This is a genomic window from Priestia megaterium, assembly GCF_041941685.1.
GTDB lineage: Bacteria > Bacillota > Bacilli > Bacillales > Bacillaceae_H > Priestia > Priestia megaterium_C.
The window spans coordinates 2,691,196-2,714,093 of record NZ_CP130958.1; the positions used below are offsets into that span (position 1 = coordinate 2,691,196).

The 22,898-nt window shown below is 39.1% G+C and carries 24 protein-coding genes and 1 pseudogene; 4 read left to right on the forward strand and 21 right to left on the reverse strand.

Annotation, left to right across the window (positions count from 1 at the left end):
- Positions 1 to 32: 32 nt before the first annotated feature.
- The 3 genes from Q5794_RS13930 to Q5794_RS13940 all read right to left on the reverse strand — a co-directional run bounded on the left by Q5794_RS13930 (position 33) and on the right by Q5794_RS13940 (position 2,059).
- Positions 33 to 230 carry an IDEAL domain-containing protein gene (locus tag Q5794_RS13930; RefSeq protein WP_013057324.1) on the reverse strand — a complete coding sequence of 66 codons (198 nt, stop codon included), beginning with the start codon at positions 228 to 230 and terminating at the stop codon, positions 33 to 35.
- Between the two features lie 132 nt (positions 231 to 362).
- The gene (locus Q5794_RS13935) at positions 363 to 1,646 is read right to left on the reverse strand and encodes an ammonium transporter (RefSeq protein ID WP_192993568.1); all 1,284 of its coding nucleotides are present in this window, start codon (positions 1,644 to 1,646) and stop codon (positions 363 to 365) included.
- Positions 1,643 to 2,059 carry a hypothetical protein gene (locus Q5794_RS13940; RefSeq protein ID WP_057236156.1) on the reverse strand — a complete coding sequence of 139 codons (417 nt, stop codon included), beginning with the start codon at positions 2,057 to 2,059 and terminating at the stop codon, positions 1,643 to 1,645. Before Q5794_RS13940 ends, Q5794_RS13935 begins: the two co-directional genes overlap by 4 nt.
- 429 nt (positions 2,060 to 2,488) lie before the next feature.
- Here Q5794_RS13940 and Q5794_RS13945 point away from each other — a divergent pair, with 429 nt between their 5' ends.
- Both Q5794_RS13945 and Q5794_RS13950 read left to right on the forward strand, forming a co-directional pair.
- Complete coding sequence (locus tag Q5794_RS13945; protein ID WP_013057327.1) at positions 2,489 to 2,941, forward strand: DUF1641 domain-containing protein; 453 nt, start codon at positions 2,489 to 2,491, stop codon at positions 2,939 to 2,941.
- Positions 2,942 to 2,974: 33 nt separating this feature from the next.
- Positions 2,975 to 4,153 (forward strand): NAD(P)/FAD-dependent oxidoreductase, encoded by a 1,179-nt coding sequence (locus Q5794_RS13950; protein WP_013057328.1) that lies wholly within the window; start codon positions 2,975 to 2,977, stop codon positions 4,151 to 4,153.
- A gap of 45 nt (positions 4,154 to 4,198) precedes the next feature.
- On the opposite strand, the pseudogene Q5794_RS13955 reads toward Q5794_RS13950, so the two are convergent.
- The 7 genes and pseudogenes from Q5794_RS13955 to Q5794_RS13985 form a co-directional block, all read right to left on the reverse strand.
- Positions 4,199 to 5,154: pseudogene (locus Q5794_RS13955) on the reverse strand (AEC family transporter).
- Positions 5,155 to 5,166: 12 nt separating this feature from the next.
- Complete coding sequence (locus tag Q5794_RS13960; protein ID WP_374988061.1) at positions 5,167 to 6,870, reverse strand: NAD-dependent malic enzyme; 1,704 nt, start codon at positions 6,868 to 6,870, stop codon at positions 5,167 to 5,169.
- 241 nt (positions 6,871 to 7,111) lie between these two features.
- Positions 7,112 to 7,633 (reverse strand): hypothetical protein, encoded by a 522-nt coding sequence (locus Q5794_RS13965; protein ID WP_251034230.1) that lies wholly within the window; start codon positions 7,631 to 7,633, stop codon positions 7,112 to 7,114.
- 68 nt (positions 7,634 to 7,701) lie between these two features.
- Positions 7,702 to 8,172, reverse strand: a complete 471-nt coding sequence (locus Q5794_RS13970; RefSeq protein WP_214988288.1) for a hypothetical protein — start codon at positions 8,170 to 8,172, stop codon at positions 7,702 to 7,704.
- A gap of 21 nt (positions 8,173 to 8,193) precedes the next feature.
- Positions 8,194 to 8,418 carry a non-oxidative hydroxyarylic acid decarboxylases subunit D gene (locus Q5794_RS13975; RefSeq protein ID WP_013083432.1) on the reverse strand — a complete coding sequence of 75 codons (225 nt, stop codon included), beginning with the start codon at positions 8,416 to 8,418 and terminating at the stop codon, positions 8,194 to 8,196.
- Positions 8,419 to 8,434: 16 nt separating this feature from the next.
- The gene (locus tag Q5794_RS13980) at positions 8,435 to 9,856 is read right to left on the reverse strand and encodes a non-oxidative hydroxyarylic acid decarboxylases subunit C (protein WP_374988062.1); all 1,422 of its coding nucleotides are present in this window, start codon (positions 9,854 to 9,856) and stop codon (positions 8,435 to 8,437) included.
- 2 nt (positions 9,857 to 9,858) lie between these two features.
- A complete protein-coding gene (locus tag Q5794_RS13985; RefSeq protein WP_374988063.1) occupies positions 9,859 to 10,440 on the reverse strand; it encodes a non-oxidative hydroxyarylic acid decarboxylases subunit B in 582 nt (193 codons plus the stop codon).
- 113 nt (positions 10,441 to 10,553) lie between these two features.
- Here Q5794_RS13985 and Q5794_RS13990 point away from each other — a divergent pair, with 113 nt between their 5' ends.
- Entirely contained in the window at positions 10,554 to 11,423 is an 870-nt protein-coding gene (locus Q5794_RS13990; protein ID WP_192993579.1) for a LysR family transcriptional regulator, read from the forward strand.
- 68 nt (positions 11,424 to 11,491) lie between these two features.
- Here the strand turns inward: Q5794_RS13990 and Q5794_RS13995 are convergent, their stop codons facing one another.
- The 4 genes from Q5794_RS13995 to Q5794_RS14010 form a co-directional block, all read right to left on the reverse strand.
- The gene (locus tag Q5794_RS13995; RefSeq protein WP_029322155.1) at positions 11,492 to 12,448 is read right to left on the reverse strand and encodes an AEC family transporter; all 957 of its coding nucleotides are present in this window, start codon (positions 12,446 to 12,448) and stop codon (positions 11,492 to 11,494) included.
- 708 nt (positions 12,449 to 13,156) lie between these two features.
- On the reverse strand, positions 13,157 to 13,561 hold the full coding sequence (locus tag Q5794_RS14000; protein ID WP_013057340.1) for a YkvA family protein: 405 nt from the start codon (positions 13,559 to 13,561) through the stop codon (positions 13,157 to 13,159).
- 99 nt (positions 13,562 to 13,660) lie between these two features.
- On the reverse strand, positions 13,661 to 13,942 hold the full coding sequence (locus tag Q5794_RS14005; protein WP_192993581.1) for a hypothetical protein: 282 nt from the start codon (positions 13,940 to 13,942) through the stop codon (positions 13,661 to 13,663).
- Between the two features lie 88 nt (positions 13,943 to 14,030).
- Complete coding sequence (locus tag Q5794_RS14010) at positions 14,031 to 14,666, reverse strand: DUF1796 family putative cysteine peptidase (protein WP_214988297.1); 636 nt, start codon at positions 14,664 to 14,666, stop codon at positions 14,031 to 14,033.
- A gap of 234 nt (positions 14,667 to 14,900) precedes the next feature.
- On the opposite strand from Q5794_RS14010, the gene Q5794_RS14015 reads away from it, so the two are divergent.
- On the forward strand, positions 14,901 to 15,908 hold the full coding sequence (locus Q5794_RS14015; protein ID WP_374988064.1) for an LLM class flavin-dependent oxidoreductase: 1,008 nt from the start codon (positions 14,901 to 14,903) through the stop codon (positions 15,906 to 15,908).
- A gap of 25 nt (positions 15,909 to 15,933) precedes the next feature.
- Here the strand turns inward: Q5794_RS14015 and Q5794_RS14020 are convergent, their stop codons facing one another.
- From Q5794_RS14020 to Q5794_RS14050, 7 genes are all read right to left on the reverse strand, one after another.
- Positions 15,934 to 17,253, reverse strand: coding sequence for a (Fe-S)-binding protein (locus Q5794_RS14020; protein ID WP_374988065.1), 1,320 nt, complete (start codon positions 17,251 to 17,253; stop codon positions 15,934 to 15,936).
- Positions 17,250 to 18,662 carry a glycolate oxidase subunit GlcD gene (gene glcD / locus Q5794_RS14025; protein ID WP_374988066.1) on the reverse strand — a complete coding sequence of 471 codons (1,413 nt, stop codon included), beginning with the start codon at positions 18,660 to 18,662 and terminating at the stop codon, positions 17,250 to 17,252. The genes Q5794_RS14020 and glcD overlap by 4 nt, the downstream gene beginning before the upstream one ends.
- Before the next feature lie 128 nt (positions 18,663 to 18,790).
- A complete protein-coding gene (locus tag Q5794_RS14030) occupies positions 18,791 to 19,903 on the reverse strand; it encodes a CdaR family transcriptional regulator (protein WP_374988067.1) in 1,113 nt (370 codons plus the stop codon).
- Positions 19,904 to 19,973: 70 nt separating this feature from the next.
- Positions 19,974 to 20,546 (reverse strand): DJ-1/PfpI family protein, encoded by a 573-nt coding sequence (locus tag Q5794_RS14035; RefSeq protein WP_116071821.1) that lies wholly within the window; start codon positions 20,544 to 20,546, stop codon positions 19,974 to 19,976.
- A 120-nt stretch (positions 20,547 to 20,666) separates the two neighbouring features.
- Positions 20,667 to 20,993: an IDEAL domain-containing protein gene (locus tag Q5794_RS14040; protein ID WP_057236107.1), complete on the reverse strand. Its 327-nt coding sequence runs from the start codon at positions 20,991 to 20,993 to the stop codon at positions 20,667 to 20,669.
- Positions 20,994 to 21,129: 136 nt separating this feature from the next.
- A complete protein-coding gene (locus Q5794_RS14045; protein ID WP_192993592.1) occupies positions 21,130 to 21,312 on the reverse strand; it encodes a hypothetical protein in 183 nt (60 codons plus the stop codon).
- A gap of 110 nt (positions 21,313 to 21,422) precedes the next feature.
- A complete protein-coding gene (locus Q5794_RS14050) occupies positions 21,423 to 22,856 on the reverse strand; it encodes a GntP family permease (RefSeq protein WP_192993594.1) in 1,434 nt (477 codons plus the stop codon).
- Between the last annotated feature and the right edge of the window lie 42 nt (positions 22,857 to 22,898).

Here is a 22,898-nt window from a genome sequence, read left to right on the forward strand (position 1 = left end):
AAAATAGATGGTGTGTGAAGTATAGTAAGTAATTAAGAAATTTGTTTAAGTTCTGATGAGAGTTTTAAAAACTCTTCTTTATTTTTCATCAATAGCGTGCGGTCGATTTCTTCTTTTAGCTGTGCTTTACGAAATTCTGCAATCGCCTTGTCTAAAATCATCTCAGCGAATAATGCATCAAGCACCTTTCCGTTGGATTTTTGCGGTGAATTAAGTAAATTCTTTTTCATAAGAAATCAACTCCTTGGCTTTTTTATAATATAACACAAATTTTCTGACTTTTCAATCATTTAAGCCAAGTATTTTAAATCTATTTTTTCACATAAAAAGGCCGCCCTTTTGTTATAAAGAGCGGCCTTTTATTACGAATCTGCGGCTTTTTCTTTTACTTCCGCATAGTAATTTTCATATTCAATAAATTCAGGAGCTTGATGAGCTGCCATGATACCGTGGTAGCTGATATCTAAGCCCACTTCTTCTTCTTCTTCCGTAGATCGAAGCGGAACCACCAAGGAAATAACCTTTAACCCTATCCACGTCGTAACAAATCCCCAAGCGCATAGAGCGATTAACCCAAGAAGTTGAACGCCAAGTAACGTCCAGCCTCCTCCTGTAAACACACCCCCGTCTGTAGAAAACAAGCCCACAGCCAACGTGCCCCATATTCCCGAAGCAGCGTGTACAGGAAAAGCTCCTACAGGATCGTCGATTTGACGTGCTTCGAGCCAGTTTGTAGCTGCCATCATTAATAAGCCAGATACAGCTCCAATAAAAATAGCAGATGGTGTGTTAACAAAAGCGCACCCGGCCGTAATGCCAACCAGTCCGGCAAGCGATCCATTTATTACAGAAGGTGCATCTGAACGGTTGTAGCGAAATAAAGTATAAAATAAAGTAACTGCTCCGCCTGCTGCTGCTGATAACATTGTGACAATAGCAATGTGACCAATTCTAACGTCAGTGGCACTTAGCGTACTTCCTGCATTAAACCCGAACCATCCAAACCATAATAAAAAAGCACCCACTGATGCAAGCGGCAAATTACTTGGAAGAGAAACAGAACTAATTCCATTTTTTGTGAACTTCCCTTTCCTCGGTCCAATCATTATTGCAGCTGCTAAAGCTGAAAAACCGCCTAGAGCATGGATAACTGCCGAACCGGCAAAATCAAGCATCCCTAACTTACTAATCCATCCGCCTCCCCAAATCCAGTGGCCGGCTATAGGATAAATAAATGTAGTCATCAAAATCGCATATAAAAGATATGCACGGAAATTAATTCGTTCTGCTACCGCTCCAGAAACGATAGAAATGACCGCAATAACAAACGCACATTGAAACAGCCAAAACGCTTCAAGCCCAATTGGAATGTCAAGGTGCGATAAATTACCTGATAGCACAAAACCGCTTTTACCGACAACTCCACCTAAATCATCTCCGTACATTAATCCAAAACCAATTAAATAGAAACAAAGCGTTCCTATTGTAATATCAGCGAATACTTTCATAATAATATTCACGCTATTTTTGTAGCGGACAAAACCTGCCTCTAGCAAGGCAAAGCCGCCTTCCATTAACAAAATCATCGCCGCTGTTAACACGACCCACGTTGTATTCATCCCTAAACTTAGTTCATTAACACTCATATCCCAACGCCTCCACTGCTTTTTAATCGTTTTATTTCTTGTACAATAGCAGGCGAAAGCGTAATTTCACTTGTTTCTTCATTTTCCGCTTTTATTAATTCAAGAACTTCATGAAGTTCTCGCATTTGTGCTTTAAGGTGATCAATTTTTTTAAAGCGTTCCTTTACGTATACCATATACTCGACCGCTTGATGCTGACTTAAAGGACGCCCGGTAAAAAATTTACGAAACGGTGATAGTGATTGATACCAAGCTTCTTCAGCACGTTTCTTCTCTTCGTATTTACTAATTTTCTTTTTTATATCTTCTATTTCTTGTGCTTTAGCTTCTTTTAACTTCATTATAAATTCAATTAATTTTAATTGAGGCAATGTAATGACCACATTATGATAAAGTTCATCCACTATAACCATGTTATATCTCCTTACATAAGATGTTATATTCTGATTATATGTAGAACACCGTAGTAAGTCAATGTAATTTTTTGAAAACTCTTTAAATAGTAAATGCGCCCTATCTTTTTACTACTTATAGAATATTAAGTTCGTATGTGTTGAAATATGACGTTATTTGTTTTATCGTAGGAAGAGGAATCATGTTAGTTCCCTATTTTAATTTTATTTACCTAGGCAATTATTCGCTTTATTTTTTATAAACTTTTATTAAACAAAGGGTTACGAGGTTCTTCACTTATTTTTTCCACAAAATGAGTTGATTTTATCTCGTATTAAAATTAAAATAGAATTATGTGCAAGATTTCACAACTTCACAATGTAGTTTGAAAGTCTAGCAGATAACTAGGAACTACATATGCAACAGTATCCAGCAAAGGAGGACTTTTCATGTCTCAATCAACTATTCAAAAATCAGCTGCAGAGGAAAATGCTGCTGTACAAACAGAAGCGGCAGTTAACAAAGGTCAAGCGGATGTATTAGATCAATTGTTAAAGCCTGAAGTACAAGAAGCTCTTACTGTTCTTGTAGATAATTTACCAAAATTATCTGAAATGGTAACGGTGCTTACAAAAACTTATGACGTTGCGCAATCATTATTAACTGACGACGTATTAAAAGAAGATCTACTTGGTGGAGTAAAAGAATTTATCGAGCCGGTAGAAGGAACAGTAAAAGGTCTTGCAGCTACTGCAATCGAAGCAAACGATCGTGCAGAAGCAAATGCTTCTAATTCAATCGGTTTATTCGGTTTATTACGCATGCTTAAAGATCCACAAGCTCAAAAACTATTCCGCTTTGCACAAGCGTATTTAGACATTACAAACGAAAAACAAAAATAATTTTCATTAAAAAGTGTGGACGGAGGATCGACTATGTCAAAACATATTTTAATTTTAGGCGGCGGTTACGGTGGTTTATTAACTGCAATGACAGCTCGCCAACACCTAAGTGCGGATGAAGCAAAAATTACAGTAGTAAACCGTTTTGCTACTCACCAAATCATTACAGAATTACACCGTCTAGCTGTAGGCGGCGTTTCTGAACAAGCGGTAGCTTTACCACTTGATAAATTACTTAAAAACTACAACGTTGATTTAAAAATTGCAACGGTAAAAGAAATCTCACCAGATCAACGTGAAGTATCTCTTGAAGATGGTACAAAATTAAGCTACGACTACCTTGTTACAGCTTTAGGTAGTGAAACTGCTTACTTCGGTATCCCTGGTTTAGAAGAGCACAGCTTCGTTCTTAAATCAGTAAATGATGCAAACCGTTTACGTGCACACGTAGAAGCTTGTATCGCTGAATACAGCAAAACAAAAAATAAAGCTGACGGTACAATCGTAGTTGGCGGCGGCGGATTAACAGGTATCGAACTTGTTGGTGAATACGCTGACTTAATGCCAAGCCTATGTCTAAAACACGGTGTTGATCCAAAAGAAATTTCTCTATACTGTGTAGAAGCAGCTCCTACAGTTCTTCCAGGCTTCCCTGCTGAATTAGTAGAGCGCGCTCAATCAAGCTTAACAAAGCGCGGCGTTACATTCGTTACGGGTACACCTGTAACAAAAATGGATGCTACAACTGTTGAACTTAAAGACGGCAGCAAAATTGAAACAAAAACAATGGTATGGACTGGCGGAGTTCAAGGTAACTCTGTAGTTGCTAACTCAGGTATCGAAGTAAACCGCGGTCGTGCACTTGTAAATGAATTCTTACAATCTACATCTCATAAAGATGTATTCCTTGCTGGTGACTCAGCGGTTGTAATGGGTCCAGAAGGTCGCCCTTATCCACCTACTGCTCAATTAGCTTGGCAAATGGGTGAAGTTGTAGGCGTGAACTTAGCAGTAGCTATTCGCGGCGGAGCAATGGAATCATTCGTTCCTGTCTTCTCTGGTACACTAGGAAGTCTTGGACGCAAAGATGCAATTGGTACAATCGGCGGAAACAAAACGCAATTAAAAGGTTTACCAGCATCACTTATGAAAGAAGCAAGTAACGTTCGTTACTTATCTCATATCAAAGGATTATTTGCATTAGCTTATTAATCCTTCTTAAAACGAAAGAGGAATTCTCCTCTTTCGTTTTTTTATTTACATAAGCCAAGAAATAAGAAGCGGCAGCGTAACCAACGATAAAATAGCACTAATGACAAAAGCAGATGCGGTTTCGTTTTCCAAACTTTCAAACCGCAAAGCAATCATCGCAGCTACAGCAGACCCAGGAAAAGCTACCAGTAAAATAGCTTTTGTCACTTCATCTGAAGACAATCCTATCCATACTGCAATTCCGAGCATAACGATGGGTTGAACCGCTACTTTTAAGACGGCTATCCCAAGCGCGCCTTTACTGAAGTTAATTTTTCCAATTCCAATCGTTACTCCTACCGCAAACAAAGCTGCTCCCGATGTGATACTTCCGATTTGATCAAGCATATCCTGTAAAAATTTAGGTGACTGAAAGCCGCAAAGCGTTAAAATCACCCCAATTAACGGTACACATGCCAAAGGCTCAGATAAACCATGCAAAATGGAATGAACCGTTACTTTAAATAAACTTGTTTTCTCTTCCCCTTTTTTCGCCCCCGTTGTCCAACGGTTCCTAAAATCGTTGCCAGCGGATCTAAAATCGCATTCACCACGATTCCTGTTATGGCAATTGGAATCGCTACTGCGCCCGCACCGAACAATCCTCCGAGTACTGGAATGCCCATAAAAGCAAACGTTGGCTGAGCTGAGTTTAGGGCAAACATAGAAGAGGCAGTTAACGTATGCTTCCCTGGATACTTCACGACGAGCAATATAATGAGGTAAAACCCGACGATTCCTAAAATCAACGCTACTAAAAACGGCCATTCGTCTATGAGTGTTTTTCTTGGCGTTGTCGTTACACCTACAAATAAGTGTGCAGGAAGCGCAAACTTCGTTACTAATGTGTTGAGCCCCTTAGACGTTTGCTTATCAAATTTTTTAAAGTGCCCTGCTAAATAACCAAGCAAAATGACAAAAAAGATAGGCGCGAGAATGAGAAAAATTTGACCTATGCTCATTTATCATTCACCTCATTCATTTTTTGCCTTAACCGGTTTATAAACAGGCTGCCATACCGCTGCTTCTACAAGTTCATTTACATTTTGCTCGGTAACAGTTGCTACGTTATCTTTTACAGCAGCATCGGCAACTGCTACAGCAACCGCCTTTGATACTTTTTGAAGATCTTTAATGTTGGGAAGAAGCGTATCTCCTTTTGTATCTGTTTCTGCTATACGCGCTACTGCATTGGCTGCTTCTGCAAACATAGATTCAGTAAACTTTTGAGCGCGAACCACAATTGCACCTAAACCAAGACCCGGAAACACAAATGCATTATTAGCCTGTCCGATTTCATAATTGTGCCCGTTATATTCAACGGGTTCAAATGGACTTCCCGTTGCAATAAGGGCTTTTCCTTCCGTCCATTTTATAATATTTTCCGGAACAGCTTCAGCAAGTTTAGTTGGGTTTGAAAGCGGCATAATCACCGGGCGCTCTACATGTTTTGCCATTTCTTTAATAATTTCTTCGGTAAAAGCATCCGTGACGCCTGACGTTCCAATTAAAATCGTTGGCTTCACTTGCTTGACAAGCTCCAACAGTGAAATTTTATTTTCATCGTCTTTTTCCCATTCTTTAATCTCTTCATTTTGGCGAACATACGGCTGTTGAAAAGGAGCTAAATCTTCCATATCTTCGGTTAACAGACCTCTGTAATCATATGCCCAAAAACGACCATATGCTTCTTCTTCAGACAGCCCTTCAAGCATCATCGCACTATGAATACGATCAGCATTCCCAATTCCAGCAGATCCCGGTCCAAATACAACAACCCTCTGATCTTTTAAAGGCGTTCCTGTAATGCGCACCGCTGTTAAAACGGCTGCAAGAGTAATTACTCCCGTTCCTTGAATATCATCATTAAACGTTAAAATTTTATCGCCGTATTCTTTCATAATGTGACGCGCGTTAATATTCCCAAGATCCTCCCAATGAAGAAGCGCTTTAGGAAACTTGGTCGTTATTTCTTTTACAAATTGAGCAATAAAACGATTATAGTCTTCTCCTTTTACTCGTTCATGACGATTTCCTAAATATAAAGGATCTTCAAGAAGCTTTTTGTTATTGGTTCCCATGTCAAGAACAACAGGCAGTACGCGGCTTGGGTCAATTCCTGCTGCAGCTGTATAGACCGCTAACTTTCCAACTGCAATATTTATCCCTCCTACACCCCAATCCCCGATGCCGAGAATACTTTCTGAATCCGTTATAACGAGCAAATCAATATCTTTACCGTCAAGTCCTAAGTTTTCAATCGCATCACTTAATCGATCCGCTTCATTTACAGATAAATATAGTCCGTCAGGTCGATGGTATTCATGGCTGTATTCTTGGATGGATTGACCTACAGTAGGCGTGTAAATAATAGGAAGCATTTCACTTAAATGATCGGTTAATAAACGATAAAATAAGACGACGTTCCGGTTATGTAGATCATTCAACGAATTATTTTTTTGAAGATCATTCGGTGCTTTTTTGAACTGCTCATATGCTCTCTTCACCTGTTCTTCTAACGTTAAAACCGTTGGAGGAAGAAGTCCCTGCAGATGAAGGTTTTCTCTTTCTTCTTCAGTAAAAGCAGAACCTTTATTTAAATAAGAAGTGGATAAAACTGATTTTCCTTTTAGTGAAGTTGAAATTGACCCATCTTTTTCTACTTTATATGCTCTCATGTTTTTTTACCTCTTTTCCTAAACAATTAGATAGGATTAGGTTCAGCAAAGAGATATATTTTTAACCATTTATTTTTAATGAAAACAAAAAAGAGATTGAGCCATAACTACATCAATCCAATCTAAAGACGAACAAACGGGATAAATGAAACCTAACGTTCAACCTAACAATAAAAAGATCCGAACGATTCATCGTTCGGATCTTCCTTAAACGAAAATACGTTTTTCCCCGCCTCGTTTTTTATACCACGCTGTAGTCTTCCTGCTCACTTTCTGAGTAATTAGGTGGCTGTATATGTGAAGGCACAAGACATTCATAGCTTTCCCCTTCTAGCCTATCCTCCAGCTCTTGTTTCGCTTGACTAATCAGCTCTTGATTTTCTATCATTTCAATCGCTGTAGCCGCGATGGCTTTTCCAGCCAATAACATCGCATCATGGGCATACTCCGTTTTCCCTTGAGCAACAGCTTGCCATGTATGAAACGGCGTAGCATAAGCCCATGTTGCGGTCACACACTGTGCAGTTGGAACATTCCAGCTAACGTCTGCGACATCAGTTGATCCTGTCATAAAGGAAGCATTTTTAGACATAGGAGCAATTTGGTTGAAGACTGGATGATTCGCTAAAGCTTTGTCTAGCAGTGAACCCACTTGTTTTTTTGCTACTTCTTTATCTTCAGCGGATGTAGACTCGTAAATAGCTTTGGCAAAAGCTATTTCTTCTTGTTTAAATTCAGGTAAACATTCACAAACAGTGAACACCTATTAAAAGTTCAGCTAGCATGCTATTTGAAAAAATTTCACTACAGCTAAAAAACCGATTCTTATTTTTAAGAATCGGTTTTTTCAGTAGAAAGAACAGCCTTAATTGATTGCTTCCAGCGGCTCAGTACCTCTTTAGAATCATGAAGCAGAAATTGAATTCCTGATGTTAAAACTGCATATTTTGCGTAATCTTCTTTAACAGCGGCTACTTCTCCCGTAAATAACTCATAGCCTGATAACACAGGAGCTTCTTTTTTCAGCAAAAATTTAATGTAATAAGCTTTTCCTTCAACAACTAATGTAACGGTTGCCTTATGATTCTGTATCATGTTTTTTGAAGACGTGGTATCTTTCCATACTAACAGCTTGACGCGTGAAGAGCTAATAGCTACCAGCTCTCCTGCGCTAATCATTGCTACATGAGGAAAACCCTCGGATGTCACTGTAGATAGCAGCATCGCATCATGCTGTTTTCTTTCTAAGTCTTTTCCATTTAAAAATACGCGCACGACTTTTGGCAGCTCTGCTTTATTCATTTTACTTACCACCTTTGCTGATTAAGATCGGGGTGGCACAGGAGGCACGTGCGTTGCCAGCGGTACGTCTTTTGGATTGACTTTAAATGGTCGAGGGTATTTTTCAGGATTGGTGATGGTCTCAGGTTCAGAAGAACGCCAGGTAAACAAACACACGTTGCATAAGTAAATCTCCCAGGCTCCTTCAACTGGTGATTTAGATACTAAGTTCGCTTGTTTGGCTTCACATCTTGGACAAGTATGCATGTCGATTCCTCCTTGTTTATTTTTGCATCATATTCGTTAAGATTTTTTCCCATTTTTCAGTTTCAAGTGGTGTATCTAAAGGCTGAGAATAGTGGCCTCTTGTTTCCGGTGCAACTGGTGTTGTAGCATCCAAAATCATTTTATCTGTAATACCAGCCGGCTCAGATCCTGGATCAAGTGGCAGAACTGAAAGATTAGGCACTGTTATAACATCATGTTTTGGGTGCATTTTTGTCGATAGCGCCCACATGACTTGCGGTAAATTAAACGGATCCACATCTTCGTCTACTAAAATAACTAGCTTGCAATATCCTAATCCATGCGGCGTAGTCAATGCCCTCATACCAACCGCCTTAGCAAATCCTCCGTATCGGCTTTTCGTTGAAATGATAGCAACGAGACCATGAGTATACATCGCATTCACTGCTTCAATCTCTTCAGGATATGCTTCTTTTAGCTGCTGATATAAAGGAACGCTTGTATTAATTCCAATTAAATAATCTGTTTCTGTCCAAGGCATACCGATATATAGACCTTCAAAAATAGGATCTTTGCGATGGTATACACGATTGATTTTGATAACAGGCATGCTTCTGCCACCGGAGTAATGACCTGTAAATTCGCCAAAAGGACCTTCATATTCACGTTCACCAGCTAAAATTTCTCCCTCTAAAATCACTTCTGCTCCCCAGGGTACATCTAAATCAGAAAGCTGAGACTTCACAATTGTGTATGGCTCACCTTGAATAGCTCCTGCCATTTCATACTCTGATTGATCGTAATGAAGCGGCGTAGCGGCTGCTGTGACAATCGCAGGTTCACATCCTAAAGCAATTGATACAGGGAGGTTTTCACCTTTTTCTTCGGCTTGTTTCAAGTGAATGGCGATATCATGCTGTGGCACAGGTTGAATGCCTAGACGGTCTTTCCCTTTGACCTGCATACGATATATACCTACGTTTTGTTTGCCAAAGTTCTCCTTATCATGCTGATCACGAGAAATAACGCACGCTTTATCTAGATAGTAGCCTCCGTCTCCTTGATTCAAGCGAAACAACGGCAAAAGGTCGAATAAGTTGATATCATCTTTAATTTCACACTCATGAAATGGCGCTGTTTCTTCTCTTTTTACTTTGACAGGAAATTTTTCATATCTCCGAGCAAATTCAAAGAACTGTTCTTTTACAGGAGTTGATTTAGGCATTCCCATCATTAATGCGTGATTTGACCAGGAACCCATTACGTTTAGGGCTACCTTTGCGCTGTTGTACCCATAAATATTGGTAAATAATAATCCCGGCGTTTGGTCTCCTAAATTACTGATGGCTTGACCTGCTGAACCTAAATCTGGATCAGGCTGCACTTCATCTGTAATCGTCAGTAGCTGCCCTTCTTTATGTAGCGTATTAAGGAAATCTCTAAAATCTTTATAAGCCATGTTTATTTTCCTCCTTGTGATAAATGTTTAATTCCATTCCATCTTTTTGCCTCAGGAAGCTCAATCCCTAATTGATCTAACGTTCGAACAGCAATATGGGTGACAATATCATCAATCGTCTCAGGTTTGTTATAAAATGCCGGCATAGGAGGCACAAGGATAGCGCCCATTTTTGAAAGATCCAGCATGTTTTCTAAATGAATCGTATTCAAAGGCGTTTCTCGAGGAAGTAGCACCAGTGTCTTTCTTTCTTTTAACATCACATCTGCCGTTCTCGCTATTAAGTTATCTGCTAGTCCCATTCGAATAGATGCTAATGTTTTCATACTGCAAGGACTAACAATCATTCCATCTATACGAAAAGAACCGCTTGAAATTTTTGCTGCTTGGTCTTGATATGAATAACAATAATCTGCTAGCGCTTCTACTTGCTGAACGCTATACGGTGTTTCCAGCTTAATTGTGGCATGAGCCCAAGTCGACATGATTAAATGCGTTTCAACCGAAGCCTTCTTCAAAAGCTCTAAAATCCGAATACCTAAAATAGCTCCCGTGGCTCCTGTGATTCCTACAGCTATTTTCATTTCTCTTCCTCCTCTCTGCTTTGGTTACACATTTAACTTTACACTCATTTTCCATACAATTAAAATATTGATAAAATATATAATAATACCTTTAAAGTATGGAGTTGAATACAGTGGAATTAAGACAGCTGCATTATTTTATTGTCATAGCTGAAGAATTAAATGTGACCAAAGCAGCAAAGCGCCTGCATATGGCTCAGCCTCCTTTAAGCAGGCAGCTAAAACAGCTCGAAAATGAGCTAGGCCTTTTGCTTTTTGAACGAAATAATAACAAGCGCTTATTGTTAACGGTAGAAGGAGAGCTTTTTTTAAAACGAGCGAAAGAAATTGTGCAAAGGGTTGAAAAATCAGTATTGGAAGTACAGGAATGTAAAAACGTAACAAATGAAAAGCTTGAAATCGGATGTACGATCTACTGTGCATCAACGGTTCTCGATAAGCTAACTCTTATTCAAAAACAGTATCCAAACAGCACATTTAACATTTATGAAAACGAACCAGCTCACTTAAACGAATTATTAACGGAAGGAAAAATCGATGTAGCAGTCACTACTACTGACTTACCTTATAAACATGTCAAAACAAAAACACTTGCACCAGATGTTTTTGTTGTAGCCGTTCCTAAAGAAAGTGGTTATGCAACAGAAAAGATTTCAGTCGCCGAAATTGCTTCTCTCCCTCTTATTCTTCTTCGCTCAAACCGGGAAATAAGCATATATAATCGCATTGTGAAGGAATTTAAAAAGATGGATATAACACCTAATATTTTATGCGAATGCCATGACTCAGCGATGCTTCTTAATTTAGTATGTCGTGGTCTTGGTGCTGCCATTGTTCCTTATTCGATGCTATCTTCTTTTTCACTAGAACATATTAAAATTTTAAACATAGAAGATAATCCATTTGTAATTGAGCCTTTAGTTACGTGGCGTACCGACAGTTATCTTCCCAAAATCGCTCAAGAATTTTTAAAGCTTTTTTAAGTATAGATACACAAAAAAGGCTTTGCTAAAATAGCAAAGCCTTTTTTGTTCTATATCCATATATGTGATTACATTAACCAAGAAATTAATAGCGGTAATGTAACAAGTGACATAATGGCACTAAGTACGAATGCTGAAGCTGTTTCACCAGCTAAGCTGTCAAAGCGAACTGAAATCATCGCTGCTACAGCTGAACCTGGGAACGCTACTAATAATACTAATTTTACGATGTCAGCTGATGATAGACCCATTGCTGTTGCAATTCCTAACATTACAAGCGGCTGAATAGCCACTTTTAAAATCGCAATACCAAATGCCGCTGGGCTAAATTGAATTTTACGGATACCAATTGTTACCCCAACTGCGAATAGAGCCGCACCAGATGTAATTGAACCGATTTGATCTAAGCTGCTTGATAGTAAATCTGGAGCTTGGAAGCCGCATAATACTAATATTACTGCGATTAAAGGAACACAGGCTAACGGCTCAGAAAGACCGTGTAAGATTGATTTAATCGTTACTTTAAATAAGCTTTCTTCTGAATCGCCTTCACTTCTTTCACGCTGTCCAACCGTACCAATAATAGTTGCTAAAGGATCAAGCATCGCATTTACTACGATACCAGTAATGGCGATTGGAATTGCTACTACATCCGCGCCAAACAAGCTACCTAATACTGGAATACCCATAAACGCAAACGTTGGCTGCGTAGAGTTTAAAGAGAACATAGACGCGCCTGTTAAAGAGTATTTAAATACATATTTTGCAACAAGTAAGAAAAGAACATAAAATCCAATAATACCAAGAACTAATGCTAGTAAAAACGGCCATTTTTCAATAAGCGTTTGTTTTGATGTTGTTGTAATACCAACGAATAGATGTGCAGGTAACGCAAATTTTGTTACAAGCGTATTTAACCCTTTAGATGTTGTTGCATCAAACTTTTTAAAATACCCTGCTAAATAACCTAGCAAAATAACAAAAAAGATTGGGGTTAAAATAATAAAGATTTGACTAATTTCCATTTTTGAACACTCCATTGTTTAGATTAGAATCAATCATATAAATTTGCTTTCTTAGAAAGATAATTATCTTCTAAGGCTTGTCTATGGATATTGTTTACGTCAGGCCATTCATCTCCCCTTTTGCTAAACATCTCTACAAATATGAAGTAACGTATAATGGTTCATGAAAACGCATGGACTTTGTTTTTCTGCAATCATTTATTTACTTCGAAGCTGTTCATTTATTTAACATCAAATCACACAAAACTTGTCATACAATACAGTAACTATACAACCTTATCAAAAACTTGTCATACAATCATGTTGTTTGCTTACTTAGGCTGAAAAAAAAACACCTTCAAATGAAAGATGCTTAATCTTGAGACGAAAGAAAGCGACTTCTGATTGATGAGGAAGAATCTCTAAGAGTTTGAAACTCTCAGTTAAAAAATTCCATAATTTCACAAAGTTTTTACAAACCATCTTACTTATTTGTATATTGCTTTCTGTGACGAATTTATGAACATGTTTTAACTTAACATTTGTAGGGCAATTATTCAATTACATTGTTTAAAATTTTAATGAAAAAAATATTTTAATCCTGCTTTTTTTACATAAAACGGATTAAAATAGCCACAAAGACCTATATATTATCGGTTAAAAAGAAGATGATTCATCTATCACCTTCTTTTGCTCACTTTATTTAATAATTACATTTCGATCATAACGTTACTTTATTTTAGCATCAATAATGGAAAAATTGTGTTCTTCTGAAAACCACGTTTTAATTTTTTCTTTTGCTTTCAGTTTAACACCTTCATCAATGTACATGGCAACTTGAATCAATGCAAGCCCCAGAGCTCCTAAATCATCTGTAAATCCAACTCCTGCTGCAAAGTCCGGAATTAAATCTAAAGGAAGAATAAAATAACCTAAAGCTCCTATAATGACTGCTTTTGCTTTTGGGGGAATATCAGGTTTTTGCAGCGTGTAGTATAAAAGCAATACGGCATAAACAACGTTTGCTCCCGCTTTTTTACCAAACTTTTTAAGCTTGTCCCAAAATTTTTCTTCCGAATAATATTTGGCTGTTTCCTCTGTACGAACGGGTACAATTTCTTGTTTCTCTTCCATATCGATCACCCTTTCATCACCATATGTACTTATTATAAACGATTATCTCTACCGAATTCCATTGAGAGCTTAAACTCCATAAACCTGCACAAAGCAGGCTTATGAATTTTTTAATGAGTAATGCTTCATAACGATAGTAACTAAGTCATTCAGCGCTGTTTCACTTTTAGAATGACTTTCAAACTGCTGAATGAGATCCATATGTTCAAGCAGCACTTCGTAATTACCCGTCATCTTTCTCAGAACTTCATATGCGGAACTATTCAAATCCACTTGTATTTTCAAATCCTCCAGCTGTACTAGATACTCATTCCAGCGCTGGTCTTGTTCTAGCAGCAGCCATACAATTTCTTTTATCGCCTTCCGCACATCAGATTCCATCTTTTCATCTCCTTTGATACACAGATATAACAAAGTCTATGAAAAAAACGAGCTTTTTCATTCCCGTATTAAACAAAAAGAGTTCCTTTTATTTTATAACAAGCCCGCTTAAGAGCTCTTCCCATACTTTATCATCGCGCAGCACGTCCATTGAAAAAATAGGTGCATGTAAGACACATGTATAAGGCAAGTCCCAGTTAGCTTCGGACAAAAGTTCTTTTTCACTGTTTGTCAGAAGCAGTATATAGAAATCGTTTTTGACCATTCCCTTTAAAATATGCTCTAATTCTTTCGCTTCTTCATACGTTCCGCCCATACGAATAAACAATATACAAGAACTGGTCTCCATCGACGTTAAAAACCGCTCCGTTCTCCGTTCATATTTTTCTTTGACTTCATTATATGAAAGCCAGTTAGTCTCTGTATTAATAGACGACGGAAAATCATGAGCAGAATCAATTTGATACACCTTATCACGCAGTCTAAGCGTGGAACCATCTCCGAAAGAACTGATATAGGTTAAGTGTTCATATACAAATAAGTCTTTACAGCGATTTTTCAACAGCTGATTGACATGAGAAAGAGAAATGCTAATACACCAATCAATCACGCCGGCTTGTTTTCGCAAAGAATATTTTTTTATGTATATCCCTGGAAAACAGTTATAGCCTAAACTGTATATCATATCGTACTGCTTGCTTTTTAGGTCATTTAAAGTAACCATATTCATCCTCCCTTCTACTATAAAATATGACAGCTTTTTATAGAAAGAGGCGGCTTCTGCCCTATACCGTACAAGCTTTTTGTTTCTCAAAAGCTTGTGTAAATAAAGAGCAATAACTTAAAGGAAAATAACCGAAGCAAAATATTTTGGAACTCGAAAGATTATTGTTAAAATACTTGTATTCCATTGAAATAACAAGGCCTATGAAGTCTTTAAAGAAAGAAGATGAAATTGATGAGTAAAGAATTAAAAGATATTCCGATTTCCGTATTGGATCTTTCTCCTGTAGTTGAAGGAGGAACTGTATCTGACTCACTTAGAAATACATTAGATTTAGCTCAGCACGCTGAAAAATGGGGGTATAACCGCTACTGGCTAGCTGAACATCATAATATGACAGGTATCGCAAGCTCCGCTACATCTGTTGTAATTGGTCATGTAGCCGCGGGCACGTCACGTATTCGCGTAGGTTCTGGAGGTATTATGCTTCCTAACCATTCTCCGCTTGTTATTGCTGAGCATTTTGGCACGCTTGAATCACTATTTCCAGGACGTATTGATTTAGGCTTAGGAAGAGCGCCAGGGACAGATCAGCTGACAGCACAAGCTCTGCGACGCGATCGCAGAAGCGACGGCAGTGACTTCCCAGAACAGCTAGCTGAACTGCAAGAATACTTTAAACCTGCTTCAGAAAGTCAGATGCGCGTTAAAGCTGTTCCCGGTCAAGGTTTAAATATTCCGATTTGGCTGCTTGGCTCAAGCGGTTTTAGCGCACAGCTTTCTGCACAGCTAGGTTTGCCATTTTCATTTGCAAGTCACTTCTCACCTAATAATACAATGACAGCTCTTAACATGTATCGCCGTTATTTTAAGCCGTCCGACGTGTTAGACAAACCATATGCAATGTTAGGTGTAAACGTAATCGCTGCTGATACAGATAGAGAAGCTGAACGTTTGGCTACTTCTATGCAGCAGCAGTTTCTAAATTTAATTCGAAACACACCGGGTAAACTAAAAGCTCCTGTGGATAATATGGATGAACTATGGACTGACTTTGAAAAAGCTTCTCTTCAACAGCAGCTGGGCTCTTCTATTGTCGGAAGCCCTGAGACGATTAAAGTCAAGCTTGAACAGTTTATTGAAGAAACAGACGCAGATGAACTGATGATTAACGCTCAAATTTACAATCACAAAGCTCGCCTTCGTTCGTACGAAATTGTTTCTCAGCTGTTCAAATTATAAAAAGGCCGGACACGTCCGGCCTTTTTTATTTGCTTTCTACTGCTTCAAGAAGTAAATCTGCAAGATGAACAGCCCTTACACTTTCTTCTACTCCTTCTCTGACTACGCCTAGCTTCATTTGAATGAGACAGCCCGGGTTTGCTGTTACAATCGTATGTGCATGGGCTTCTTTCACTTTTTCCATTTTATAATCTAAAATTTGCATAGACATCTCTTGTTCCGTTAAGTTATAAATACCGGCTGAGCCGCAGCAATGATCCGCATTTTCCATTTCATTAAACACCGTTCCAGTAATCGCTTGGATCAGTTTTCTCGGTGCGCTGGACGTTTTCATCACGTTTCTTAAATGACACGAGTCTTGATACGTAATAATTTGACTTGGAAGCGATAACTTTTGTTTTTCCACAAACTGCTGCTGCAATAAAATCTCTGAAAAATCTTTGACTTTGGCAGAAAAAGCCGCTGCTCTTTCTTTCCATTCCGGTTCCTCTTTTAATAAATGATCGTATTCCACTAACAGCGCACCGCAGCCTCCCGCATTAAGAACAATATCATCCGCTTGAATGGATTCAAACGCCATAATATTTTGCTTCGCTAACTTCTTTGCCTGATCTTTTTCTCCTCCGTGCGCATGCAGCGCGCCACAGCACGTCTGCACCTCTGGTATGACGACCTTACACCCCGCTTTTTGTAAAAGTGCAATCGTCGCGTTGGTTGTTTCCATAAACATCGTATCCATTAAACATCCTGTAAAAAAAGCAACCGTACGCTCTCTTGTTCCTTCTGCTTCAAATAAAAAAGGACGTTTCTTCATTTCTTTTTTTGTTGGCACAGGCGGAAGCGTTTTTTCCATTTGCGCTAGATTACCAGGAAGGACGTTTAGTATGTTTGTTTTTTGAACAGCTTTTTGCAAGCCGCTTCTTTGATAGAAAGCAAGCAGAGAATGTACATTTTTTAATCGTTCTTTATGCGGAAAAAGCTGTTCAAACACCATATGCCTGAGCGCTTTCACCGGCCATTTATGTCGTTTTTTCTGCTGAATAATATTACGCGCTTCTTCTAATAAATGTCCGTACTTCACACCCGAAGGACAAACAGGCTCACACGCTCGGCAGCCAAGGCAAAGATTCAATTGCTTTTCAACGGATTCATCAGGTTCAATAAGTCCGTCTACCACTCCTTTCATCAAAGCAATTCTTCCGCGCGGTGACGCTGCTTCATATTGATTCGTTTGGCCATACGTCGGACAGCTTGGCAAGCAAAAACCGCATCTCATACAATTCATTAACTCGTCATAATCTAACCGTTCTTTGAACGCTTGCTGAATGTCTTTTGTTGCCGTCATGAACGAACCACCACTCTTTTTCTCGTGTCTTTAGCAAAAATTTTCCCTGGATTCATAATTCCTTGCGGGTCCAAAGCATACTTAATTGCTTTCATCGCAGCTACTCCTTCTCCGCCCATCTTCAATGCCAAATACGGTGCTTTCATTTCTCCGACTCCGTGTTCACCTGTAATCGTTCCTCCAAGCTCAATGGCTTTATGAAAAATCGCTTCAAAAGCTTGTTCGACGCGGTGAAGCTCTTCTTCGTCACGCGCATCTGTTAAACAAGTCGGATGCAGATTTCCGTCTCCTGCATGACCAAACGTACAGATCTTAACGTTATATGTTACAGCAATTTCATTAATCGCTTTGACCATTTCACTAATTTTAGACCGCGGGACGGTTGCATCTTCTAAAATCGTCGTTGGCTTCATCCGTGCTAAAGCAGAAAGGGCTGATCTTCTTGCTGTACTTAACGCTTCTGCTTCTGCTTGCGAAGCCGCTACTTTTACCGATACAGCGTTTCCTTCGCTGCAGATGCGTGAGATCATTTCAATATCACGATTCACTACTTCTGGAGGACCATCTTGTTCAATCAATAAGACAGCGTTTACATCTGTAGGAAGCCCAACTTGCGCAAAATCTTCTACTACTTCACACGTCGGCTGATCTAAAAATTCAAGCGTAGCTGGAATAATCTTATTGGCGATAATTGCTGAAACCGTCTTAGCAGCTGCATCCATATCTTCATACAGCGCAAGCAGGGTTTGTTTTGTTTCAGGTATTGGAATGAGCTTTAAAATCGCTTCTGTCACGACGCCAAGCGTTCCTTCAGAACCAACAAACAAGTTCGTTAAATCGTAGCCAGCTACATCTTTAGCTAACTTGCCTCCCGTCTTTATGCAGTCGCCGTTTGCAAGAACTACTTCAAGACCAAGAACGTAATCTTTTGTTACGCCGTATTTTAAGCCTCGTAATCCTCCTGAACATTCATTGATGTTTCCTCCGATGGTTGATATTTTCATAGAGCTTGGATCAGGAGGATAAAATAAACCTTTTGCCTCTACAGCGTTAATTAAATCTAAGGTTATAACACCTGGCTGCACGGTAGCGGTTAAATTTTCTTCATCAATTTCCAAAATTTTATTCATTCGGTTAAATGTAAGAACAATTCCGCCTTGCGTTGGACACGTTCCTGCGCTTAAATTTGTGCCTGAACCTCTTGGCACAATAGGAACATGATCTTCGTTGCATATCGTTAAAATTCTTTTCACTTGATCTTTGTTTTCAGGCATAATAACCGCATCAGGAAGCGACTGAAAGTTAGGTGTTGCGTCATAAGAGTACACGAGTCTTGCTTCACTGCTATCTTGAAAGTTGGCTGATCCTACAACTTCAATGAGCTTTTCTTTTGTTCGTTCATTAAGCATAACGTTCCTCCTTATATATCTCTTAATCTTATTATAGTTGCAGAAGCCACGAGGGACTATGGATAAAAAACTAAAAAAGAGCGCTTTAAAAACTCTTTTTTTGTATGTTTATCTAACGAAGGGCGCACTTACTCTAATAGAGACAGTGCAAGGTAAAAAAGCGTGCTACCCTTTACGCTTTTTGGATCAATGTCTGTTAGTTCTTTCATTTGCTTCAAGCGGTAATGAAGCGTATTGATATGAATATGTAAATCAAACGCCGTTTTTTTTAACGATTGATCGTTGGCTAAATAGCATTTCAGCGTTTCAAGAAGCTCTTTTTCTGTTTGAATGGGAGAAAGCACTCGACTTAAGAATTCCTTTTTTACAGGTTCAGAAACGTCTTCTAAAATCATGTCCATCAGCAGCTCCTCATAAAAAACAACGGTTTGGCGTTTTGAAGCCACTTTAAGCGCTTTTTTCGCTTCTTCATATGAAGCATGCAAATTAAATTGCTCCGCAGGCTTTCCTACACCAATAGTGATCATAACTTGGTTGTTTGCTTGAATGTACTGCTGACATTTTATTAATTCTTCTTTAAATCCCTGTCTTGCCTTTTCATCTACAGCCTCTTTAAGTAAAAGCAAGCGATCGTATCCCCAATTTGCGATATAATCTCCTTCACCTTTATGACTTTCAAACCAGTAGCGAATCATTTCTTGTACCTGCTGCTGCTTATTTTTCGAAAGAGATGAGTCAATTTGAAACAGCGTGCAGCAATAAGCACTGTCTACTTGTACTCCTAAGATATGGCCTCGTTCAATAAATTCTTCATCTACCTGCTGGCTATAAATCCATTCACGAAAAAAAGCTTCTACTCCTTTATTTTCCCATTCCTTCGTTTCTATATAGTATGCTTCGCGAATAATTAACTCTGTTAATCTTCGAATAATGTCTGCAAAAGGCTCAACAGCTTCTGGAGTACCTGTAATGCCAATAACGCCAATAATGTCTCCTTGATAACTAATAGGCAAATTAATTCCTGGCTTAACTCCTTTTAAATCTGCTGCTTCTTTTTTGGAGATATATAGTTTTTGCTTTTTTTGCATCACGTTCCACGCGCCTTCATGAAAAAAACCAACCCGCTTTTCTTCTGTAGACGCAATAATAATTCCCCGTATATCCGTTACAATTACATGTTCTTTCATCACCAGCTGCACTTCTTTTATAATTTTCTTCGACAGTTCAGACACTAGCTGCACGTTATTTACACCTCACCTATCATCAATTAAAAGAGCTGAAAGAATTGTTTTCTCCCAGCCCGCTTTTTTATTATGCGTTCACTTTTTCAGCTTTTTTTAGCACTTTAAAAAACTCTTTCATAAATTTAGGTAAATCCGGCCAAGCTTGTCCGGTTACTAGGTTTCTGTCTACGTGAAGCGTTTGTTCAACAAATACAGCACCCGCCGCTTCTACTTCCGGTCGGCAGGCAGGATACGCTGTCACTTCTCTGTCTTGCAGATACTCTCTAACCGTCGTTAACACGAGCTGACCATGACAAATAACGCCTAAAGGTTTATTTTCTTTTAAAAAATGCGCGGCAATTTCCTGAACTTTTGTGTTCATTCGAATGTATTCAGGCGCCCGTCCTCCAGGAATAATAAGACCATCATAATCGGCGGGATCAACTTCATCGACAGAAGCATGAGAATCAATTTTATATCCCGTTTTCTCTGTGAATGTTTCCATCTCTGGAAGAAAATCATGAACAACCGTTTGGAGCTTCTTTTTCACGGGAGAAGCAATGGTACACTGAATATCTTCTTCTAAACAGCGATAATACGGATAAAAAACTTCTAAAGCCTCCACGGCATCTCCTGTTAAAATCAAGACACGTTTACTCATCTTTTATCACCTTTTCTTTCTTAATGTCGTCATTTACTTCTTCTCTCAAGCGGCTTTCCATTCCTGCTTTTTCCCTATGAATAATAAAAAAAGCAGGGCCTTCATTCCTTATCAGGAATGTCAGCCTTGCTTTTTATCTTGTAATCTTTTTAATTCAGCTGTTAATTCAATAAACCAAGCTTTGTCTTTCGTTAGCAGCGCAAGATCAATCAATGAAAGAATCTGCTCTTCGTGCGCCGTTTTTTGAAGGGGCAGCTTCTCTATTTTTTCATCCATCATGCCAATGGTTGTGCCGACCATTTTTTCATCATCACTTTTTACAACGTTGATTAGTGCTGCTTTTTTAGATGGATTAATCGTTTTAATATATCCATATATAAGTTCACCGTCGCGAGACTTTCCTTTGACCCAGTCGCCTACTTTTAAATTTCCTTCAAATAGCTTCACAGTCATTCTCCTTTCTTCATAAACATGCTAAGAATTAATGTAACGGCATATAGTATTGCAGAAAGTAGTGTAATCATAATACTTACAGTTTAGAAAGTCAAAGAATCTGTTTTAAAGCAAAAAGCTTGATATACAGCTAAATCACTGCAACATATAGACGAACAAAGGAGATAAAGATTCCTTGTGAAACCGCTGTTGATTTCCGTGCAAGGCTCCGCTTTCCGCGGGCGGCCGATGAGCCTCCTCGTCGCTTGCGCTCCTGCGGGGTCTCACCTATCCCGCTTTTCCCGCAGGAGTCTTCGCCTTGCCCTCCAATCAACCGCTAAAAGCACCTATATACATGAAATCTATGTTCACCACAACAATAAAAAAAATCCGAACGATTCATCGTTCGGATCTTTCTTCAACTAAACTCAGCCTCTTTATTTGTTATACGAGTCCAGTTAAGCTGTAGATTCCAATGATTAAGAAACATGCAAGCGTTTTTATAACAGTGATGGCAAAAATATCTCGGTAAGACTGCTTGTGGGTTAACCCAGTAATAGCAAGCAGGGTAATAACGGCTCCGTTATGAGGAAGCGTATCCATACCGCCTGATGCCATCGCTACAACTCTGTGCATAACTTCAGGAGGAATGTTGTACTGATTAATAGCTTCTACATACTTATCTCCCATCGCACTAAGCGCAATTCCCATACCTCCAGAAGCAGAGCCTGTAATACCAGCTAAAATGTTTGTCGTAACGGCTCCATTAACAAGCGGGTTTGTAAAGGTATGTGAAATACCATCACGAACGGTGGCAAACCCAGGAAGAGATGAAATAACGCCTCCAAAGCCATACTCAGCTCCCGTGTTCATCGCAGCGAGAAGCGCTCCGCCAATACTTGCGTTCAGACCTGCTTGGAAACCGGTGGTCACTCTCTTCCAGTCATACGCAATCGTTGTGACAATTCCAATAACAAGTGCCAATTCCACTGACCAAATCCCAACAACTGCGGTTAAATCTACTTTTCCGAACGCTTCAAGGCCAATTTTGGCAAAATCAAAACCATCTGGGTACCACTTTGGAATAGAAACAGTAAAAAATTTGTTTGCAACCCCTACAAGCACGAGCGGAACAAATGCAAGAATCTGTCTTGCTACGCTAGGTTCATATTTAGGTTCTGTAGAAGGTACAGACTCTTTTTCTAGCTCTGCAGCAGCCGCTAGTTCATTATTAAACCCGTAGTAGCCTTCTCCAGCTTTTCTTGCTTTTTTGCTTCGGCTTTCTAAATACCAAAGACCTAAGCTAAAGACAATAACCGATCCGATAATCCCCAGTGTCGGAGCAGCATAGATGTCTGTTTTAAAAAAAGTCGTTGGAATAACGTTTTGAATTTGCGGTGTACCCGGAAGTGCATCCATGGTAAACGAAATAGCTCCTAATGCAATCGTTCCCGGTACTAATCGTTTTGGAATATTCGCTTCGCGGAACAAGTTAGCCGCAAACGGATAAACTGCAAACGCAACAACGAATAAACTTACGCCGCTGTAGGTTAAGATTGCTCCCATTAAAACAATAGCCAAGATGGCGCGTTTAGCCCCTACTACTTTAACAATTGTTTTCGCAATCGATTCAGCGACTCCAGACATTTCTACCATCTTCCCGAAGACAGCTCCTAATAGAAAGACAGGGAAGTAGTTTTTAATAAACCCAACCATTTTCTCCATAAAAACGTTTGAGAAAAACGGGAGTGCATAGCTTGGTTCCGTTAAAATAACGGCTAGCAGCGCACAAAGCGGAGCAAACAAAATAACTGAAAATCCGCGGTAAGCAACCAGCATCAAAAGCCCCAGAGACAGCAAAATAATCAGCAAATCCATAACGTTTCCCCTTTCATCCCTCATTCAATTTGGCTTAAATTT

Excerpts from the sequence above, each read along its gene's own strand:
- Q5794_RS13985 (WP_374988063.1), bottom strand. The coding sequence starts at position 10,440 with ATGAAAATAGCTGTAGGAATCACAGGAGCCACGGGAGCTATTTTAGGT.
- Q5794_RS13960 (WP_374988061.1), bottom strand. The coding sequence starts at position 6,870 with ATGAGAGCATATAAAGTAGAAAAAGATGGGTCAATTTCAACTTCACTA.
- Q5794_RS14020 (WP_374988065.1), bottom strand. The coding sequence starts at position 17,253 with ATGACGGCAACAAAAGACATTCAGCAAGCGTTCAAAGAACGGTTAGAT.
- Q5794_RS13940 (WP_057236156.1), bottom strand. The coding sequence starts at position 2,059 with ATGGTTATAGTGGATGAACTTTATCATAATGTGGTCATTACATTGCCT.
- Q5794_RS14015 (WP_374988064.1), top strand. The coding sequence starts at position 14,901 with ATGAGTAAAGAATTAAAAGATATTCCGATTTCCGTATTGGATCTTTCT.
- Q5794_RS13980 (WP_374988062.1), bottom strand. The coding sequence starts at position 9,856 with ATGGCTTATAAAGATTTTAGAGATTTCCTTAATACGCTACATAAAGAA.
- Q5794_RS14035 (WP_116071821.1), bottom strand. The coding sequence starts at position 20,546 with ATGAGTAAACGTGTCTTGATTTTAACAGGAGATGCCGTGGAGGCTTTA.
- Q5794_RS14010 (WP_214988297.1), bottom strand. The coding sequence starts at position 14,666 with ATGGTTACTTTAAATGACCTAAAAAGCAAGCAGTACGATATGATATAC.
- Q5794_RS14000 (WP_013057340.1), bottom strand. The coding sequence starts at position 13,561 with ATGGAAGAGAAACAAGAAATTGTACCCGTTCGTACAGAGGAAACAGCC.
- Q5794_RS13995 (WP_029322155.1), bottom strand. The coding sequence starts at position 12,448 with ATGGAAATTAGTCAAATCTTTATTATTTTAACCCCAATCTTTTTTGTT.
- Q5794_RS13945 (WP_013057327.1), top strand. The coding sequence starts at position 2,489 with ATGTCTCAATCAACTATTCAAAAATCAGCTGCAGAGGAAAATGCTGCT.
- Q5794_RS13950 (WP_013057328.1), top strand. The coding sequence starts at position 2,975 with ATGTCAAAACATATTTTAATTTTAGGCGGCGGTTACGGTGGTTTATTA.
- Q5794_RS14005 (WP_192993581.1), bottom strand. The coding sequence starts at position 13,942 with ATGGAATCTGATGTGCGGAAGGCGATAAAAGAAATTGTATGGCTGCTG.
- Q5794_RS13930 (WP_013057324.1), bottom strand. The coding sequence starts at position 230 with ATGAAAAAGAATTTACTTAATTCACCGCAAAAATCCAACGGAAAGGTG.
- Q5794_RS13970 (WP_214988288.1), bottom strand. The coding sequence starts at position 8,172 with ATGAATAAAGCAGAGCTGCCAAAAGTCGTGCGCGTATTTTTAAATGGA.
- Q5794_RS13935 (WP_192993568.1), bottom strand. The coding sequence starts at position 1,646 with ATGAGTGTTAATGAACTAAGTTTAGGGATGAATACAACGTGGGTCGTG.
- Q5794_RS14050 (WP_192993594.1), bottom strand. The coding sequence starts at position 22,856 with ATGGATTTGCTGATTATTTTGCTGTCTCTGGGGCTTTTGATGCTGGTT.
- Q5794_RS13975 (WP_013083432.1), bottom strand. The coding sequence starts at position 8,418 with ATGCATACTTGTCCAAGATGTGAAGCCAAACAAGCGAACTTAGTATCT.
- glcD (WP_374988066.1), bottom strand. The coding sequence starts at position 18,662 with ATGCTTAATGAACGAACAAAAGAAAAGCTCATTGAAGTTGTAGGATCA.